The organism is Pseudoalteromonas sp. T1lg10, assembly GCF_002964545.1.
In the GTDB taxonomy this organism is placed as follows: domain Bacteria; phylum Pseudomonadota; class Gammaproteobacteria; order Enterobacterales; family Alteromonadaceae; genus Pseudoalteromonas.
Window position 1 is genome coordinate 247,308 of record NZ_PQBV01000037.1, and the last position, 16,571, is coordinate 263,878.

A 16,571-nucleotide genomic window follows, 5' to 3' on the forward strand; every position below is an offset into this window, starting at 1 on the left:
TGTTGGACTCTTTATTAGCTCGTATTAGTCGCGGACAACTTTGGCCAAGCCCAGGTGGCGTTCACCCGGCACTAAACAAAAGCCAGTCAAATTCGTTGCCTATCCATATTCTGCCGCTGCCGCCACGCCTGGTGCTGCCGGTAAAACAGCATATAGGGGCGCAAGGACACCTGCTGGTGAATGTCCATGAGCAGGTGCTTAAAGGCCAGGCTTTAACCAAGCCTCATGCCAACTGGTCGGTGCCCGTGCATGCACCAACCTCTGGGCGAATCGTCGATATTACTCCTATGCCCTCGGCACACCCGTCGGCATTGCCGGAGCTCAGCATTATTATTGAGCCCGATGGCGAAGACCGTTGGTGCGAGCTGGTGCCCCACCCTAATTACCGCGAGCTGACTGCCGAGCGTTTAATCGACATACTGCATTTTGCCGGTATTTCCGGCATGGGTGGCGCAGGCTTCCCAACCTATATTAAGGCTTCGACCAAGCAGCAAATCGAGGTGCTGATCATCAACGGCGCCGAGTGCGAACCCTATATCAGCGCCGATGATGTGCTGATGCAGGCGCACAGCGACGAAATCGTGCGCGGTATTGAAGTACTGCGCCATCTGTTACAGCCCAAGATCACCCTGATCGCCATTGAAGACGATAAGCCCAAGGCAATAGCGGCCATGGAGCAAGCCTGTGCCAGCATTGACGATATGCAGGTGCGCGCCATCCCCACCAAGTACCCATCCGGCGGGGAAAAACAGCTGATCCAGATCCTAACGTCAAAAGAAGTGCCCGCCGGCGGCATTCCCGCCGATATTGGCGTGCTGGTGCAAAACATAGGTACCATGTACGCGGTGCAACAGGCGGTTGAGCTGGGTAAGCCACTGATTGAGCGTGTGGTAACGGTTACCGGTGACACCCTGGCCGAGCAGCGCAATGTTTGGGCCTTGCTGGGAACCGAGGTCAAACACCTATTGGCGCAACAAGACTTTACTCCGGAGCCGATGCAAAGGGTGATTATGGGCGGCCCCATGATGGGCTTTACCCTGCCCACGGTACGTATTCCCGTGGTGAAAACCACAAACTGTATCCTGGCGCCAAGTGAAGCCGAGATGCCATTCCCGGGTGAAGAGCGTGCCTGCATTCGCTGTAGCGCCTGCGCCGATGCCTGCCCGGCTTCCTTGTTGCCGCAACAGTTGCAATGGTTCGCCAAGACCAAGGAATACAAAAAGCTCGAAGAGCACAAGCTATTCGACTGTATCGAATGCGGTGCCTGCGCCTATGTCTGCCCCAGCGAAATCCCACTGGTGCAGTATTATCGCGTGGCCAAAGCGGAAATTCGCGAACAGCAGATTGAACAAATTAAATCGGACCGTGCCAAGGAGCGCTTTGAAGCCCGTAAGGAGCGCTTAGAACGCGAACAAGAAGAACGTCGCAATCGCCATAAGCGTCCTAGTCGCAGCAAAGAGCAAGACACGCAAAGCAAAGAAAAGGTGGCCGAAGCCCTGGCTCGGGTTAAAAGCAAGCAAGCCGATAAAGGCGCTGACAAAGACAAGGTCGCCGCCGCCATTGCCCGTGCTAAAGCGAAAAAGGCAGGCGAACAGCTTGAACCGGACAACAGCGAAGTAGCGCAGGAGCGCGCCGCCCGTAAAGAGCAGGCACGCTTGTATAAAGAGCAAAAGCAACAAGCGGATACTGCCGAGCCGGTCGCAGCAGACGATAAAAAAGCGGCGGTAGCCGCTGCCATAGCTCGTGCCAAAGCGAAAAAAGCAGCCCAGGCTGCAGAAACTGAGGCGCCAGCGCAGGACGATAAAAAAGCCGCGGTAGCCGCTGCCATAGCTCGCGCCAAAGCGAAAAAAGCAGCCCAGGCTGCAGAAACTGAGGCGCCAGCGCAGGACGATAAAAAAGCCGCGGTAGCCGCTGCCATAGCTCGCGCCAAAGCGAAAAAAGCGGCGCAAGCCGAAGATGCTGACGCACCGGCGCAAGACGATAAGAAGGCTGCAGTAGCCGCCGCAATTGCCCGTGCTAAAGCGAAAAAGGCCGCACAGGCAGCCGAAGCCGATGAAGCACAGGTAGAGACAAACGATGACGCAAACTCGGCCGCAGCACCACAGTCCGAGGAAGATAAAAAGAAAGCCGCCGTCGCCGCTGCCATAGCTCGTGCCAAAGCGAAAAAAGCGGCCCAGGCTGCAGACGCCGCTAAAACCGAGACTGCTCATGGCGAAGCTACTCAGGACAAGCCTAACGAAGAAGCGACAGCCTTTGATGCGCAATCTTCGGCGGAAGATAAAAAGAAAGCCGCCGTCGCCGCAGCCATAGCTCGTGCCAAAGCAAAGAAAGCGGCCCAAGCTGCAGACGCCGCTAAAGCCGAGACTGCTCAAGGCGAAGCTACTCAGGACAAGCCTAACGAAGGAGCGAAAGCCCTTGATGCGCAATCTTCGGCGGAAGATAAAAAGAAAGCGGCGGTTGCGGCAGCCATAGCTCGTGCCAAAGCGAAAAAAGCGGCGCGCGATGCCCAAAATAAACCAGATCAAGAGGATCCATCATGAATCTCAATATGATGAGTTCACCTTATAAGCACAGCCATAAATCGCTCACGAGTGTGATGATGTTAGTGGCCCTGGCTGCGGTGCCGGGAATATTGGCGCAGTGCTACTTTTTCGGCGCTGGGGTGCTGATCCAGCTGGCATTGGCCCTGGTGTGTGTCACCCTGTTTGAAGCCGGTGTGCTGTATTTGCGCGGCCGTAAAATTTGGCACACCCTGCAAGACGGCAGCGCCTGGTTGACCGGACTGTTATTGGCGGTAAGTATTCCTCCCTTGGCGCCCTGGTGGGTGATAGTGATCGGCACTTTCTTCGCCATCGTCTTCGTTAAACAGCTTTATGGTGGCTTGGGCGGCAACCTATTTAACCCGGCTATGGCGGGCTATGTCTTGCTGCTGGTTTCATTTCCGGTGCAAATGACCTCCTGGTTACCGCCGGCAGAATTGATGCATCATCAGGTTGGTTTGCTTGATGAGCTAAGTATGATTTTCAGCAACTATAGCCAATCTGGATACAGTTTGGAGCAACTGCGCTCCAACGTCGATGGCATTACTATGGCCACCCCCTTGGATACCCTGCGCACCGATGTCAGCCATGGTTTGACCGTGGCCGAGAGCATGACAAAGCCTGTTTTTACCGAGACCGCCGGCTTGGGTTGGCAATGGGTTAACGCCGCTTATTTACTTGGTGGCTTATTTTTACTGCAACAGCGGGTGATCAATTGGCATATTCCCGTGGCCATGCTCGCAGCCTTATCCCTGTGTGCCAGCATCGGCTATATCTTCGATTCAGGCAATCAGCCCGGCTTAGCATTCCACTTACTCAGTGGCGCCACCATGCTGGGCGCCTTCTTTATCGCCACGGATCCGGTATCGGCATCTACTACCAATCGTGGCCGCCTGATTTATGGCGCCGCCATTGGCGTGATCGTTTACCTGATCCGCAGTTTCGGTGGCTACCCGGATGCGGTGGCTTTTGCCGTGTTACTGATGAATATGGCGGTGCCGCTGATTGACCATTACACCCAACCGCGCACCTATGGCCATGGAGCAAAATCATGATCCTCTCATCTATGGGAAAAAATGGCGCCATTTTGACCGCCTTTGCGCTGCTCACCACAGGTGCTGTGACCCTGGTCCAGCAATTCACCGCACCTAAAATTGCCATTCAAGAGAAAAAACAGCTACAGGGGCTGCTGCATCAAGTACTTCCCGAGTCTGCCTATGACAACGAATTGTATCTGGATTGCACTCAGATAAGCAGCCAGGAGCTGGGCCCACAGCCTAGCTATACCGTCTACCGGGCCCGACAGCAAGGCGAGGTGGTGGCCTTGGTGATGCAAAGCACGGCACCGAATGGCTACAGCGGCAATATCGAGCTGCTCAGCGCCATCTACCCCGACGGTACGGTAGCGGGCGTGCGTGTTACCAAACACAACGAAACGCCCGGCCTTGGCGATAAGATAGAAGCCAAACGCAGCGAGTGGATCAACAGCTTTAGCACCCAACAGGTGCGCAGCCAGGATGACAGACGCTGGGCGGTGAAAAAAGACGGCGGCACCTTTGATCAGTTTACCGGGGCCACCATAACCCCGCGCGCCGTGGTCGGTGCGGTAAAAAATACCGTGCTCTATGCGCAGCGTAATTTCAATACCCTGGCCCAGGCAGAGAATAGCTGCAACCCGGGAGAGTCATAATGAGCGATTTCAAAACCCTTTTTAAAGACGGTGTCTGGGCCAATAACCCGGCCCTGGTTCAGCTGCTTGGCCTGTGCCCGTTGCTGGCGGTGAGCAGCACCATCACCAATGCCCTAGGTCTTGGCCTTGCCACCCTGCTGGTCTTGGTGGGCTCGAATGTCACCGTGTCCCTGGTACGTAACTGGGTGCCTAAAGACATACGTATTCCCGTATTTGTGATGATCATTGCCGCCTTTGTAACCATTATTCAATTGCTGATGAATGCCTTTACCTTCGGCCTGTATCAATCACTGGGTATTTTTATTCCCTTGATCGTGACCAACTGCGCCATTATCGGCCGCGCCGAGGCATTCGCCTCAAAAAATAGCCCCCTGCTCAGCGCCTGGGATGGCTTGATGATGGGTTTTGGCTTTGCCCTTATTCTTTGCGTATTGGGCGCCATGCGCGAATTGATTGGCCAAGGCACCTTGTTTGACGGTGCCGATTTACTCCTTGGCCCTTGGGCTCAAAGCCTGCGCCTGGACATCATTCATTTTGATAATCAATTTTTACTGGCTATTTTACCCCCGGGTGCCTTTATCGGTTTGGGCTTACTAATTGCCGCTAAAAACCTCATTGACGCGCAATTAAAGGCAAAGCAACTGGCACCGGATGCCGAGCAGGTAAAAGGGCCACGGGCTCGTGTTACCAGCTTAGACTAGCGTCCACGCGAAACTGTATAAAAATAACAAGGGCAGAAAATGAATAAAGAAAAACGCCGCCTGATTTTAGAGCGTTTACGCGAAGCCAATCCGCACCCGGAAACCGAGCTTGAATACAGCTCGCCGTTTGAGCTGCTGGTTGCCGTTACCTTGTCTGCGCAGGCTACGGACGTGGGCGTTAACAAAGCCACCCGCAAGCTTTTTCCACGCGCCAATACGCCACAAGCGATTCTTGATTTAGGCTTAGAAGAGCTGCGCGAAGCCATTAAAACCATCGGCCTGTTCAACTCCAAAGCCAATAATGTCTACAAGATGTGCCAAATTCTGGTGGAGCAGCATGGCGGCGAAGTACCGGAAAATCGCGAGGCCTTAGAAGCCCTTCCAGGCGTAGGCAGAAAAACCGCTAACGTGGTCCTTAATACAGCTTTCGGCTGGCCAACCATAGCCGTCGATACCCATATCTTCCGCGTCTCTAATCGCACTAAATTTGCCATGGGCAAAGACGTGGTAGCGGTTGAGCAAAAGCTAGAAAAAGTGGTGCCCAAAGAGTTTAAGGTCGATGTGCACCACTGGCTTATTCTCCATGGCCGTTACACCTGTGTGGCGCGTAAACCGCGCTGTGGCAGCTGTATTATCGAAGACCTATGTGAATTTAAGGATAAGACCGAGTGACCATAGGCTGCTTTTAGTGATACATCCCAAGCTTGAACTAGCTAAAACGTGTAAATGACACTTAGACCTACCTCAGCTTCATAATTATTGCGAGCGATTGGGCTATCTCTAACTTCACTACTATAGTATTCAAAAAGTGCTTCACCATATATTTGCCAGTGCTTATTGATATTATGTCGGTAATTATAATCAACACCAACCGAACGTATTCCTCCGCTTAGGTTGGTTTCTGCCAGGCCTGATGCAGCCGATTGTTTTGCATCTATACCAAAACCTTTGTTAGCGTAATCGCTGTCATGAACTACTACAACCAAATTAATCTCTGAACCCGTGCCATCAGCTTGGTCCCCAAAGCGGCGACCCACGCCAAATAAACCTAAACTTCCCTCATCACTTGCCACCACACGGCCTACTAACCAATATCGCCAGTCGGAGGTGAATGAGCGGCGGGCTTGAAACACTAGTTCAAAGCTTTCATCTTGGTCACCAAGGCCGTCAAGTCTACCATCATCCGAGTCACCTTCTTCTCGTCCTTCATCAAAACCAACCGAGGCATCTAGCAGCCAGTTTTCAGCAACAAGACTTCGCCAACCAAGTGCTTCTCCTGCAAAGTAATATATGTGGTTACCGTCTCGCCACTGCACAGCACCAGCAGGTTGGATTTCAAATCCAAATTCGTCTGACCCTTCGTACGCAGACTCATATTCAACACCTAACCCAAGTCCTAACGCCCACCCATCTTCCCCTCGGGTAAAGTCATCTACCGAGGGTAAAGGCACTAAAGCGGGTTTGTTGTCTTGTGCTATTGCTGTATTAAAGAGGGGCAGTTGTATTAGCAAGGCCAAAAGTAAGCTTTTAATATTTTTCATTTGGTTACCCTGTATAAGTGCTGGTAGATATACCTAGTAACCTTAGTTTACGCGTGGGCTTAGTGAAAGGTTCACATATTCTCGTTTTATGTTTTAAAGTTATACCGACCTATTATCACAGACTAAACTTACCTTTCGCTATTGGCACAGAACAGCTATCGATAGTTAAACATACTTTTACATCTACCCTTTTTTATCCTTTTTTGCTGGCCGACCATAGCCATGGACACCCATATCTTTGCGTTTCAAACCGTACCAAGTTCGCCATGGCAAAGACGTGGTGGCGGTTGAGCAAAAGCTAAAAAAACTGGTACCGAAAGAGTTTAAGGCCGATATGCACCACTGGCTTATTCTCCATGGCCATTACACCTGTGTGGCGCGCAAACCGCGCTGTGGCAGCGGTATTATTGAAGATTTGTGCGAGTTTAAGGATAAGACGGAATAGCTCAATAAAAAGCGCAGCAGCGGCAATCGCCAGACCCTTTTCACTAATCCAGCTCGGTTAGACCTAAACTGATCGCCGCTTTAATCAAGCCGGCAAGATCATGAATGCCTAGCCTGTTCATAATTGAGCTGCGGTGAGCCTCAACGGTTTTTAAACTGACATTGAGTTCACTGGCGATGTACTTGGACGAGTGCCCTTCCGCCACCAGCTGCAATACCTGCCTTTGCCGCGGTGTAAGCAGCTCTTCTTGCTCCGCATCCATGTACTCTAAAACATCGTCCACGGCCTGGGCACAAATGCCTTTTGATAAATAGCGCTCATGCTTCATCACCGTATTTATGGCCACCAGCAACTCTTCAAAGGCAGAGTCTTTCAACACATAGCCGTTGGCGCCGTTAAGCCAGGCTCGGGCAACATACTTTGGCCAGTGATGCATGGAGAGCATGATTACTTTGCCCTTGAATCCTGCCTTTCGCGCACTGGCGACCACATCCAACCCATTCATCGTTGGCAAGGTTACATCCAGCAGGGCTAATGCCGGTTGCTGTTCGAGGATCAACGCCAACGCGCCATCGCCGGACCCGGTTTCCAACACGGGAACATCTGGAAATTGTTGTTGAATCAAGCTCTTTAAACCCGAGCGCACCAATTCATGGTCATCAGCCATGATCAAGCTTTCTATCGCTGTCATTGTAATGGGATCCTTGCTTTGATTTTACAGCCTTGGTGGCGCCCCGCGTTGATAGTTAAATCGCCTTTAACCTGGTATAAGCGCTCGCGCATCCCCAGTAAGCCAAGATGCTTGCCGCTGCGAATGCATTGCTCAATGTCTTTTAGCTCAATGCCGACGCCATTATCGGCCACCGTCAGCACCAGGTGCTCTCGCACCCGTGTCGCACTCACCTCTATGGTACTGGCATTGGCGTGCTTCAAGGCATTATTCACCGCCTCTTGAATCACCCTGAAGGCCAGCTCACCATGGTGGTTAATGCTTGACTCCAAATCAGGCTGTAAATACACACAGAGCCGTGTATTGGTTCGCTTTTGTAGCTCTATAAAGTATCTGTCCAAGGCCGCAAACAGCCCTAATTCATCAAGCATGGGGGGTCGCAGGGACTGGGTTAAGTCACGGGTTTGGCTGATAATTTTATCAAGCAAGGACACGCTGCCCGCGACTTGAGCACACAAGTCGGGGCTTTGCTGTTGCAAGTTAAGCATTTGCAGACCGAGTTTGCAGGCCGTCAGGTTTTGCCCTATTTCATCATGCAACTCCCGGGAGATGTGCCGTCTTTCTTGCTCCTTTGCCTGCTGCTTTAACGCTTGCAAACGCAATAAATCCTGATTGCGCTGATGTAACCTTTGGGTGCGCATTTTGTGCCACCACCACATGGTTACAAGCGCTCCACAGACTAGGATTACAACGAACCAGGGTGTTTGCCACCAGTGTGGGTTTACCTTCACAAGTAGGGGCTTGCTGTACTGCCATCGGCCGGTGAAGTCCCGGCTACGAACCTGGATTTGATAACTTCCCGCAGACAAATGATGCAGCAAGAATTGCTGGGTTGCACCAATGGCTTGCCAGGCTTCATGGGCACTGAGTCGATACTCATATTCCTTAGTGCCTACGCCATAATCCAACAAGGCAAAATCGAGTTCGATTATGCTTCTTGGGCCCACCGACAAAGAACTATCTGTGGTGAACTTCAACGTCTTATCTTCTTGCTTCACCTTTGCATTTAAAAGCAGCGAATGTTCAACGTCTGCAGGCATTTTTGTATGCTTGTTAATTCGTATCACGCCCTCGAGCCCACCGAAAAAAAGCGCATCCTCGTTTTGAGCGCTGGCGTGGGCATTAAACTGGGGGGTGCCTACCAACTCATCGATTGGATAATTGACAACATCATCACGACTTGGGTTTAGCCGTGAAAGTCCCTTGGCGGTGGCAAGCCAAACACTGCCATCACTGTCTTCCTCAACGGCTAAAATAATGTTTGAGTTTAAGCCCTGCTCCTCGGTGACCTTGTGTAGGCTGGTACTTGAGCTCGTATTGGTTAGCTCAAAGACTCCCCCACCGCGTGTTGCAAACATGATGTTGCCATTACTCAACTTAGCGATTGCTGTTACATTAAAATGTGATGCACTGCCACTGAGTGAGTCCAGGTGTTCACATTTTAGGGGCTTTATCTCACAGCGACTGAGGCCATTGGAGCGGGTACCCACCCAGAGATAGCGCCCATCTCTTTGCAGCGTCGTGACATAGTCGCCGCTGAGTCCCGAGTTAGGCATTTCATGCTCGTTGAAGCCTATCAAGAGCTGAGATTTTCCCGACCAAAGCATCAAGCCTAAACCACCACTGCCAAACCAGACATCGCCCTTGTCGTCTATGTGTAAGGCATTCACATAGCCAATCTCTGTATGGCGATAGCGAGCAATTTTCAGCAACTGCTCGGTATTCAAATCGATAGCCCATAACCCGACCGTGGTGCCCAAATAAAGCCTATTTCGCTCGGTATCAAACTCGACCGCCAGGATGCCAACCTTGGTTATCTCTGGGTATTGCTCTCGTAGACGCTGGAACCGAGAGGCGGATATCCCTTGAACACTTCCTTGGTCCATTCTCACCAATGACTCATCGCCTTGGGTTACCATCAAGCCAGCACCAAAGCTACCGAATATAGGGTCTCCATTGGCAACAATATCCACACTGGTGATATTGGTCAGATCGCCCATCACATCCGTGCGCATTAGCCGTGCATCAAGGTCGTTATAGTTAATTCTTGAGCTGTACAGGCCTTTACTTAAAGTGGCTATAAACAGCTGAGATTCGTATAGGGCCAAACTATAAATGGGCACCGCGGGCGTCTGCAGACGGGAACCCAACTCGCTCGGATTAGCGGCGCTCAGTGAAGCCGTTTGAATATCATAGACGAAGACACCGTCATTGAGTGTCGAGACAAAGACTTTACTCTCATCTAACGCCAAGTCGGTCACGGTTCCAAGCTCTTGTCCTGGTTCAGACGACAGGGTCACCGGCTCTAGTTGCTTATTGACGTAGTGATAGCGATACAAGCCGGTACGAGTAGCGAATAGGAACAGCTCTGACGACAATTGTCTGACTGCAAACACCCCATCACTGTTTTTAAATGTGGTGTAACGACTCAACCAGATTTGTTCAAAGTTATCCTGCTCGGGGTTATAGACAGACACCCCTCCGCCTAAGGTCGCGACCCATACCCTTTGGCTATCATCGACAAATAATGAATAACCGTAGTTAGCGGAAACACTCTGAGGATCAGTTGCTTTATGAAAATACCGCGTAAACGTACCACTTTGAATATCAAAAAGATTTAGGCCGTTTTGTGTGCTCACCCAGGCGCGGTCCTTGCCAACGAAGGCGACATCATAAACGGAGTCATTGGACAAAGAATTCGGCGAAGATGTTTGCCTAAAGCGCTGCACCGAGCCCGTTTTTGGGTCAAAGATATTGAGCCCTCCCGAGTTCGTGGCTATCCATATATTGTCCGACATATCAACGGTCAATGAGCGTATATCATCGTCGGACAAGCCATCCTCAGAAGAAATATGCTGCAGGCGACTACCATCATAGCGATACAGCCCCTCACGAGAGGCCAACCACATCACTCCTTGGCTATCGAATTCAATATCGATTATTGAACCCAGATCAATGCCAACATGATGAAAACTTAGACTCGCAAAAGCACTTTGAACACTCAGCGCAATGACAAAAAATGCAACAAACTTCAATATTTTTTCTACAAATAAAACAATCGAGAAACAATACCTCGCCCATGGATTCAGGGTCAAGAGGCTAAATTCGGTACATTTCATACTAGGGTTTCCCCTAATACCCTCCTGAAAACCAAGTTGTTATAACCCTTATAAGTGAATGCTTATTCACCACCAACTAGAACAATCCTCTAATCAACAGGATGGAAATATGAAACGTCATAACAAGGTTTTTGCTAAAACAGCTTTAGCTACCTTAACGGCAATGTATGTAGCGAGCCTTGGTGCTACTACCTTGCCTTCAGCGCCAAATTCGGCATTAAAAGTAGATAAAATCGAATTTAACTCTCAAGCCATTGCAGCTCGTATGGAAGCGCAAAAGGCCAATATTGAAGAGCCATCACTGCTTCAGGGCAATGGTCGTAATGTGATGATTCGGCCACCACAAAAATTTGTTGCTGGGCCTGATGATGCCCCGTCGCATACTTATTTAATTCGCCTTCGCGATACGCCGGCAGCCTTGCATAAAGAGCTTCAGCAAGACGGCTCACAAACCGCTTTATTCGCTGCCAATACGCTTGGCGCCCGCCAGCAAAACCCACTGGCTAAGCCTGAAGTAGCGAACTACATTGACTCGTTGAAACAAAAACAAACAAGTTTCGTTTCAAGCGTTAAGCGCCAAACCGGTATCAATATCGCGGTCGAGCATAGTTTTCAAATTGCTATCAATGGTATTGCCTCACACTTAAGCACCGCCGATGCAGAGCGCCTTTCGAAGCTGCCAGAAGTTGCCAGTGTACGCGCGGTACAAACCTATGATCTGCTGACAGATACCAGCCACGGACGCATTGGCACAAAAGAAGCATGGGCGAACACTCAGTATGGCTCGAGCACGGGCCTAAAGGGTGAAGGCATGCTCGTTGGCGTGGTTGATACGGGTATTAATCCAGAACACCCTATGTTCCAAGCCACGGGCGATGACGGCTATACCGTAATGAACCCACTGGGCAGTGGCAACTACCTTCACGATTGTAAAATCGACGGCTATGAAGACCTGTGTAATGACAAACTTATCGGTATTTGGTCACACCCAGATATTACCTCGGCGTACAGCGACCCTGAAGCTGGGCCTTACGGTGAAACTCGTCCTGAAGTGGGCTTGGACTTCAATGGCCATGGTTCCCACACCGCAAGTACCGCGGCGGGGAATATTGTCTATAACGTAAAACATAAACTGCCTGCACTGGCTGCTACCTCACAGGGCATCGAGACAGGTATTACGTTGGATCAAGTATCCGGTGTGGCCCCTCATGCCAACATTATTTCATACCAGGCCTGTTTACCCGGTCAGGTCGGTGCCTTGGATAAATACATCGGCTGTCCGACCGTACCCCTGGTTGCCGCAATTGAACAAGCGATCATTGATGGCGTAGACGTTATCAACTACTCGATCTCCGGTGGTTGGGATCCCCACAACGACGACGTAGAGCTGGCCTTCTTAGCCGCTCATGAAGCGGGCATAAACGTGTCGGCCTCTGCCGGTAACGCCGGAACCTATGGCTCCGTGCAGCACGTCTCTCCTTGGGTACTATCCGTAGGCTCAACACAAACGGGCCGTTCGTTTTCCATCGCCCAATCATCTCGCGCTATCAACCTAGAGGGAGGCATTACTCCTCCTCGCAGCTGGCGTACAGATATCTACGGGACATTCTTAAGTGACATTACAGGCCCTGTGGTACTGGCCTCGGATTATGGCAACGAATTCTGTGAACAGCCCTTTACCAACACCTTTACCAATGGTGAAATCGTGTTCTGCGCCCGCTCAGATAGCAGCAGTGAAAATGGCGCCCTAGCCGACAAAGTAAAACATGCTAAAGACGCAGGTGCTGCGGCTGTAGTTGTTTACAACACTGAGTCATCGAACGCCAACATGCACTATACCTTGGAAACCGACATTCCACTTGGCATGACACCTCTAAGCAACGCTAACGAATTTGTCGCCTGGTTGAGCGAAGGCACGGATCATCGCTTAACGATCCCTAAATCAAATAACACCATTAAGCATAACGAAAACATGGTCGATGCCATGTCTATGTTCAGCTCTATCGGTCATGCTGCGGTGCCCCAATACCGTGAAGCTACGGCGCCGGGTATTGCCGCTCCGGGTTCGGATATCCTTGCCGCAGACACCACAGATCAACCGTTTACTTATGGTGCTCAGGTTGCGATTGGCTCAATTGGACCGGCAGATTACGGCGTTAAAAGTGGTACTTCAATGGCCAGCCCGCATATTGCTGGGGCTATGACGCTAGTGCGTCAAGCACATCCCGAGTGGTCCCCTTCAGAGGTGATGTCAGCCATTCAGCTCACCGCCAACGATGATGTAAAAAATGCGTTGGGCCGCTATGACAACATTCACCCTTGGTTCCATGGCTCGGGTATTGCGCAAGTTGATAAAGCAATCAATGCCGGCCTCATCATGCACGTGCCGGTTGAGCACTATCAGCTTACGAACCCATATGGTGGTGGTAACTTAGGTGCATTAAACACCCCTAATATGGTGGACGAACGCTGTTTCTATAGCTGCAACTGGATCCGAGAAGTCACGGCAACGGTCGATGGCACCTGGGATGTCAGCACGATTACCGATGAATACAGCGTCCATGTCGATGTTGAGCCAAAACAATTCACCCTGAAAAAAGGTGAGACGCAGCGCTTGTCGATCACGGGCAGCTGGCAAAATGCTCAAAGTATTACCGACAGTGCCCGTGGTGCCACGGTATTTGGTAAGGTGCAGTTAATTGCTCAAGACCCTGCCGTGCCTGTGTCGCAATTGAATGTGGAAATGTCTCTGGACAGCGGTAAGCTGCCTGAGATTGTTGAATTTACTTCGCACACGGATGCGCCCACCTTCCGTTTGGATAACCAGCCACTTGGTAAAGCTACGGCGCCACAGGTGACTGTGTATGAGCCGGTGCAAGCGAATATAGAAGAGCTATTGCTTAAAGAGCTGCCAAATGGCAATGGCTCTGAAATGTTCCAAGCAAAACAGGATACGTCGAGTGAAACGCTGCACGTTTCTTGGGTCGATGTACCTGAAGATGCGGTACGCTTTATCGCCGAGCATGTCAGCTCTGGCCCGGCAACGGTTGAAGACGAGCGTAACGCAGACAAAGGTAATATCAGTATTTACGTGGGTATCGACGCTAATGGCGACAACCAGGTTCAATACGACGATGAAGTTATCTGTAAGTCTACGGTTAAAAACACCGAAGTGACCGAGTTCTGTAATATTCCTTACCCGGAAGCAGGAAAATACTGGGTTGTGTGGGAAGAAAACAACCAGAATCGCTACTACTGGCAAGGCAAAGAAGATGCCTGGTTCCCGCACAAGGTAGCAACTGCCGTGGTGCTTGGTAACAAGGCTGAGAATGCCGAAGGCTCGGTCAGTGCCGTGACTGACTCTGACGTACTGTCAGATATTACCGTTAAATTTAACGACTTTGAGCAGCAAACGGGTGAGCGCCATTACACTGCCATTGAGCTGGGCTCGGACAGCCAAAACCCGGATAACCTTGGTTTAGTATCGATCAACGTTAATCGCGGTGATGATGTGGTCAGCTTCCATAGCGATAAAGCGCGGGCTATTGCCGGTGATAAAATCGCCTTCGAACTGGATGTGTTGCCGAATGTTTCTGGCGGCGACCGTACCTTCAACATCAGTGCTGAGTTGCCAGAGGGCTTGACCCTGGATGATGTGTATCTATCAAACAATGGCTTCATCACTGGCGAAGTAGCGATTGAGGGCAATAGCTTTGTGGTCTCTGGCGTGCAAAACAACAGCCAAGGCCGCAAGTCCATGTACCATATCACCGACTCCATTACCGATCAGTCATGTAAGACGCCGGTAGGAAACGGTGGCTATATCGACCTGCTCTCTTACGGTATTCAACCTGAGCCCAGCGCCCCGGTTATTCCATTGGACGGCGCATGGCAAATCCCCTTCTCGACACTCTTTACCGATAAAGAAAAAGACGAGCAATTTGCGCTGTTTCACAACTATGAGTTTGGTAATGCGTCAGATAGCCTCTACATTCACCCACCGGTGCAATCGACTTTGATGGCGCAGTCACATTGAGCTACCGCTTTGCCGCTGACAACTTTAACAGTCCGGCGCAATTGATGGGGGCATTCTGGTATAACCGCTTCCACCCTGTGATGGCTAAAGAAATGGCGTGGGGCGCACCTTACCAAGTGAACGATGCTGAGGGTAACGCCCTGCCCGAAAGTGAGGTCGCAGGTATTACGGTTACTCGACTTGTCGACCCAGGAACGGGCTCAGGTACGCACGTAGTCGTTGAATGGGACAACCTGCAACATATGCAAGGTAAAAATGGCTGTGATTACTTCAGTTGCGGTCTTGATTTTGAGTATGAACCACTCGAAGGCAATGATATGCGAGTGGATGCCCAGGCAATTATTGCCCGTGGCTACGACCACTCCCCAGGTGCCTATGAGGTTATTTACGCCTATGACAACCTGCACTTTGAAGATTGGAACGGTAACGGCACGGGTATCCAAGCCGGTCTAGGTGTGATGGAATTTGCTTCTGCAGGTATTCGTGGCTTCCGCGGTCCAATGGACCAGCGTTCGCCCTTCTATGGTTGGACAAACCAGAGTATCGTTCCTTGGGATGACAACTATGGCTTACTTGATGAATATCTTAAAGACGACATGGTTGTGTGCCTTGATTACGATGGCCCGGAAGTGACCGCGTTCAAAGTACACATAGTTGCCAGCTCAAATGCAAACTCAATTGGTCAAGACTTTGATGTAACAGTGAATGCTGACATCGAAGGTGAACCTATGATGGCAATGAGCAAAACGATTAGTTTCCCATCGAATATCACTTTGTTCTCTATCGACGATGTAACGACGATGGAAGAGCAAACGGTGAGCGGTATTCGTGTCGACTATATGGATAATGACAATGTGTCTAACACCATTTCCGTTAGCGGTGAAGGCTTTACAGCCACAGTAAATGGCCACCAAAGCGGTTCAACCATAGATATTACCCCTAATCCGGATTTCAGTGGTGAAACGCAAGTAACGGTGAAAGTGAGCGATAACAACTACCCAACGGATGCTATGAGCACTACATTTATGCTCAATGTTGAGGCCGTCAATGACGCGCCGACGGCACAGGCAAGTGCAAACAGCACGCAAGTTGTTGAAGGTGCGAGCATCACCTTGTCCGCTGACGCAGCAGATGTGGATGGTGATGAATTGTCTTACCTGTGGGAAGGTCCTGGTTCGATTGCAGACCAAACTGCAGCCACTACCTCGGTAAGTGATTTAAGCGTAGGCACTCATACCTTCACTGTCACCGTTTCCGATGGCACAGAAGAAGTAACCTCAAGCGTCACTGTGACGGTAACCGAGCAAATTGAGGCAGTCAATCACGCCCCGACGGCAGAGGCGAGTGTAAACAGCGCTCAAGTTGTTGAAGGCTCAAGTATCACCTTGTCCGCTGACGCAGCAGATGTGGACGGTGATGAATTGTCTTACCTGTGGGAAGGTCCTGGCTCGATTGCAGACCAAACTGCAGCCACCACCTCGGTAAGTGGTTTGAGCGCAGGCACTCATACCTTCACTGTTACCGTTTCCGATGGTATGGAAGAAGTAACCTCAAGCGTTAATGTGACGGTGACCGCGCAAAGCACGGTTGAAGAGACAGAGAAAAAGAGCTCAAGTGGTTCATTTGCTTGGCTCATGCTACTGCTTCCTTTTGCTTGGCTGCGCCGTCAAAAGACCTAACATCATAAGCCCGACACTAGGTTAGTGTTAACCCATGCCGCTCCATTAGTGAGCGGCATTTTTGTATTTACAGCACCGCTTTGTTGTCCA

Annotated in this window: 10 protein-coding genes and 1 pseudogene; 8 read left to right on the forward strand and 3 right to left on the reverse strand. The window is 50.8% G+C overall.

The window, feature by feature from the left end:
• Nucleotides 1–2: 2 nt before the first annotated feature.
• Genes rsxC through nth form a run of 5 tightly spaced genes read left to right on the forward strand, consistent with a single transcriptional unit; the run spans nt 3 to nt 5,603 of the window.
• Nucleotides 3–2,540, forward strand: a complete 2,538-nt coding sequence (gene rsxC / locus C2M17_RS09830; RefSeq protein WP_105200852.1) for an electron transport complex subunit RsxC — start codon at nt 3–5, stop codon at nt 2,538–2,540.
• Nucleotides 2,537–3,595, forward strand: coding sequence for an electron transport complex subunit RsxD (gene rsxD, locus C2M17_RS09835; protein ID WP_105200616.1), 1,059 nt, complete (start codon nt 2,537–2,539; stop codon nt 3,593–3,595). The genes rsxC and rsxD overlap by 4 nt, the downstream gene beginning before the upstream one ends.
• The gene (gene rsxG, locus C2M17_RS09840; RefSeq protein WP_105200617.1) at nt 3,592–4,230 is read left to right on the forward strand and encodes an electron transport complex subunit RsxG; all 639 of its coding nucleotides are present in this window, start codon (nt 3,592–3,594) and stop codon (nt 4,228–4,230) included. The genes rsxD and rsxG overlap by 4 nt, the downstream gene beginning before the upstream one ends.
• Nucleotides 4,230–4,931, forward strand: coding sequence for an electron transport complex subunit E (locus C2M17_RS09845; protein ID WP_105200618.1), 702 nt, complete (start codon nt 4,230–4,232; stop codon nt 4,929–4,931). The genes rsxG and C2M17_RS09845 overlap by 1 nt, the downstream gene beginning before the upstream one ends.
• Before the next feature lie 39 nt (nt 4,932–4,970).
• Nucleotides 4,971–5,603, forward strand: coding sequence for an endonuclease III (gene nth / locus C2M17_RS09850; RefSeq protein ID WP_105200619.1), 633 nt, complete (start codon nt 4,971–4,973; stop codon nt 5,601–5,603).
• A 41-nt stretch (nt 5,604–5,644) separates the two neighbouring features.
• Here the strand turns inward: nth and C2M17_RS09855 are convergent, their stop codons facing one another.
• Nucleotides 5,645–6,472 carry a MipA/OmpV family protein gene (locus tag C2M17_RS09855; protein WP_105200620.1) on the reverse strand — a complete coding sequence of 276 codons (828 nt, stop codon included), beginning with the start codon at nt 6,470–6,472 and terminating at the stop codon, nt 5,645–5,647.
• Between the two features lie 201 nt (nt 6,473–6,673).
• On the opposite strand from C2M17_RS09855, the pseudogene C2M17_RS09860 reads away from it, so the two are divergent.
• Nucleotides 6,674–6,917, forward strand: a pseudogene (locus tag C2M17_RS09860) (endonuclease III); the annotation flags it as partial.
• A 43-nt stretch (nt 6,918–6,960) separates the two neighbouring features.
• Here the strand turns inward: C2M17_RS09860 and C2M17_RS09865 are convergent.
• Together C2M17_RS09865 and C2M17_RS09870 are read right to left on the reverse strand one after the other, a co-directional pair.
• Entirely contained in the window at nt 6,961–7,608 is a 648-nt protein-coding gene (locus C2M17_RS09865) for a response regulator (RefSeq protein ID WP_105200622.1), read from the reverse strand.
• On the reverse strand, nt 7,605–10,682 hold the full coding sequence (locus C2M17_RS09870; protein WP_158684006.1) for a ligand-binding sensor domain-containing protein: 3,078 nt from the start codon (nt 10,680–10,682) through the stop codon (nt 7,605–7,607). Before C2M17_RS09870 ends, C2M17_RS09865 begins: the two co-directional genes overlap by 4 nt.
• 193 nt (nt 10,683–10,875) lie before the next feature.
• On the opposite strand from C2M17_RS09870, the gene C2M17_RS16125 reads away from it, so the two are divergent.
• Nucleotides 10,876–14,802 (forward strand): S8 family serine peptidase, encoded by a 3,927-nt coding sequence (locus C2M17_RS16125; protein ID WP_158684007.1) that lies wholly within the window; start codon nt 10,876–10,878, stop codon nt 14,800–14,802.
• Nucleotides 14,799–16,481, forward strand: coding sequence for an Ig-like domain-containing protein (locus tag C2M17_RS09880; RefSeq protein ID WP_105200625.1), 1,683 nt, complete (start codon nt 14,799–14,801; stop codon nt 16,479–16,481). The genes C2M17_RS16125 and C2M17_RS09880 overlap by 4 nt, the downstream gene beginning before the upstream one ends.
• Nucleotides 16,482–16,571 lie beyond the last annotated feature (90 nt).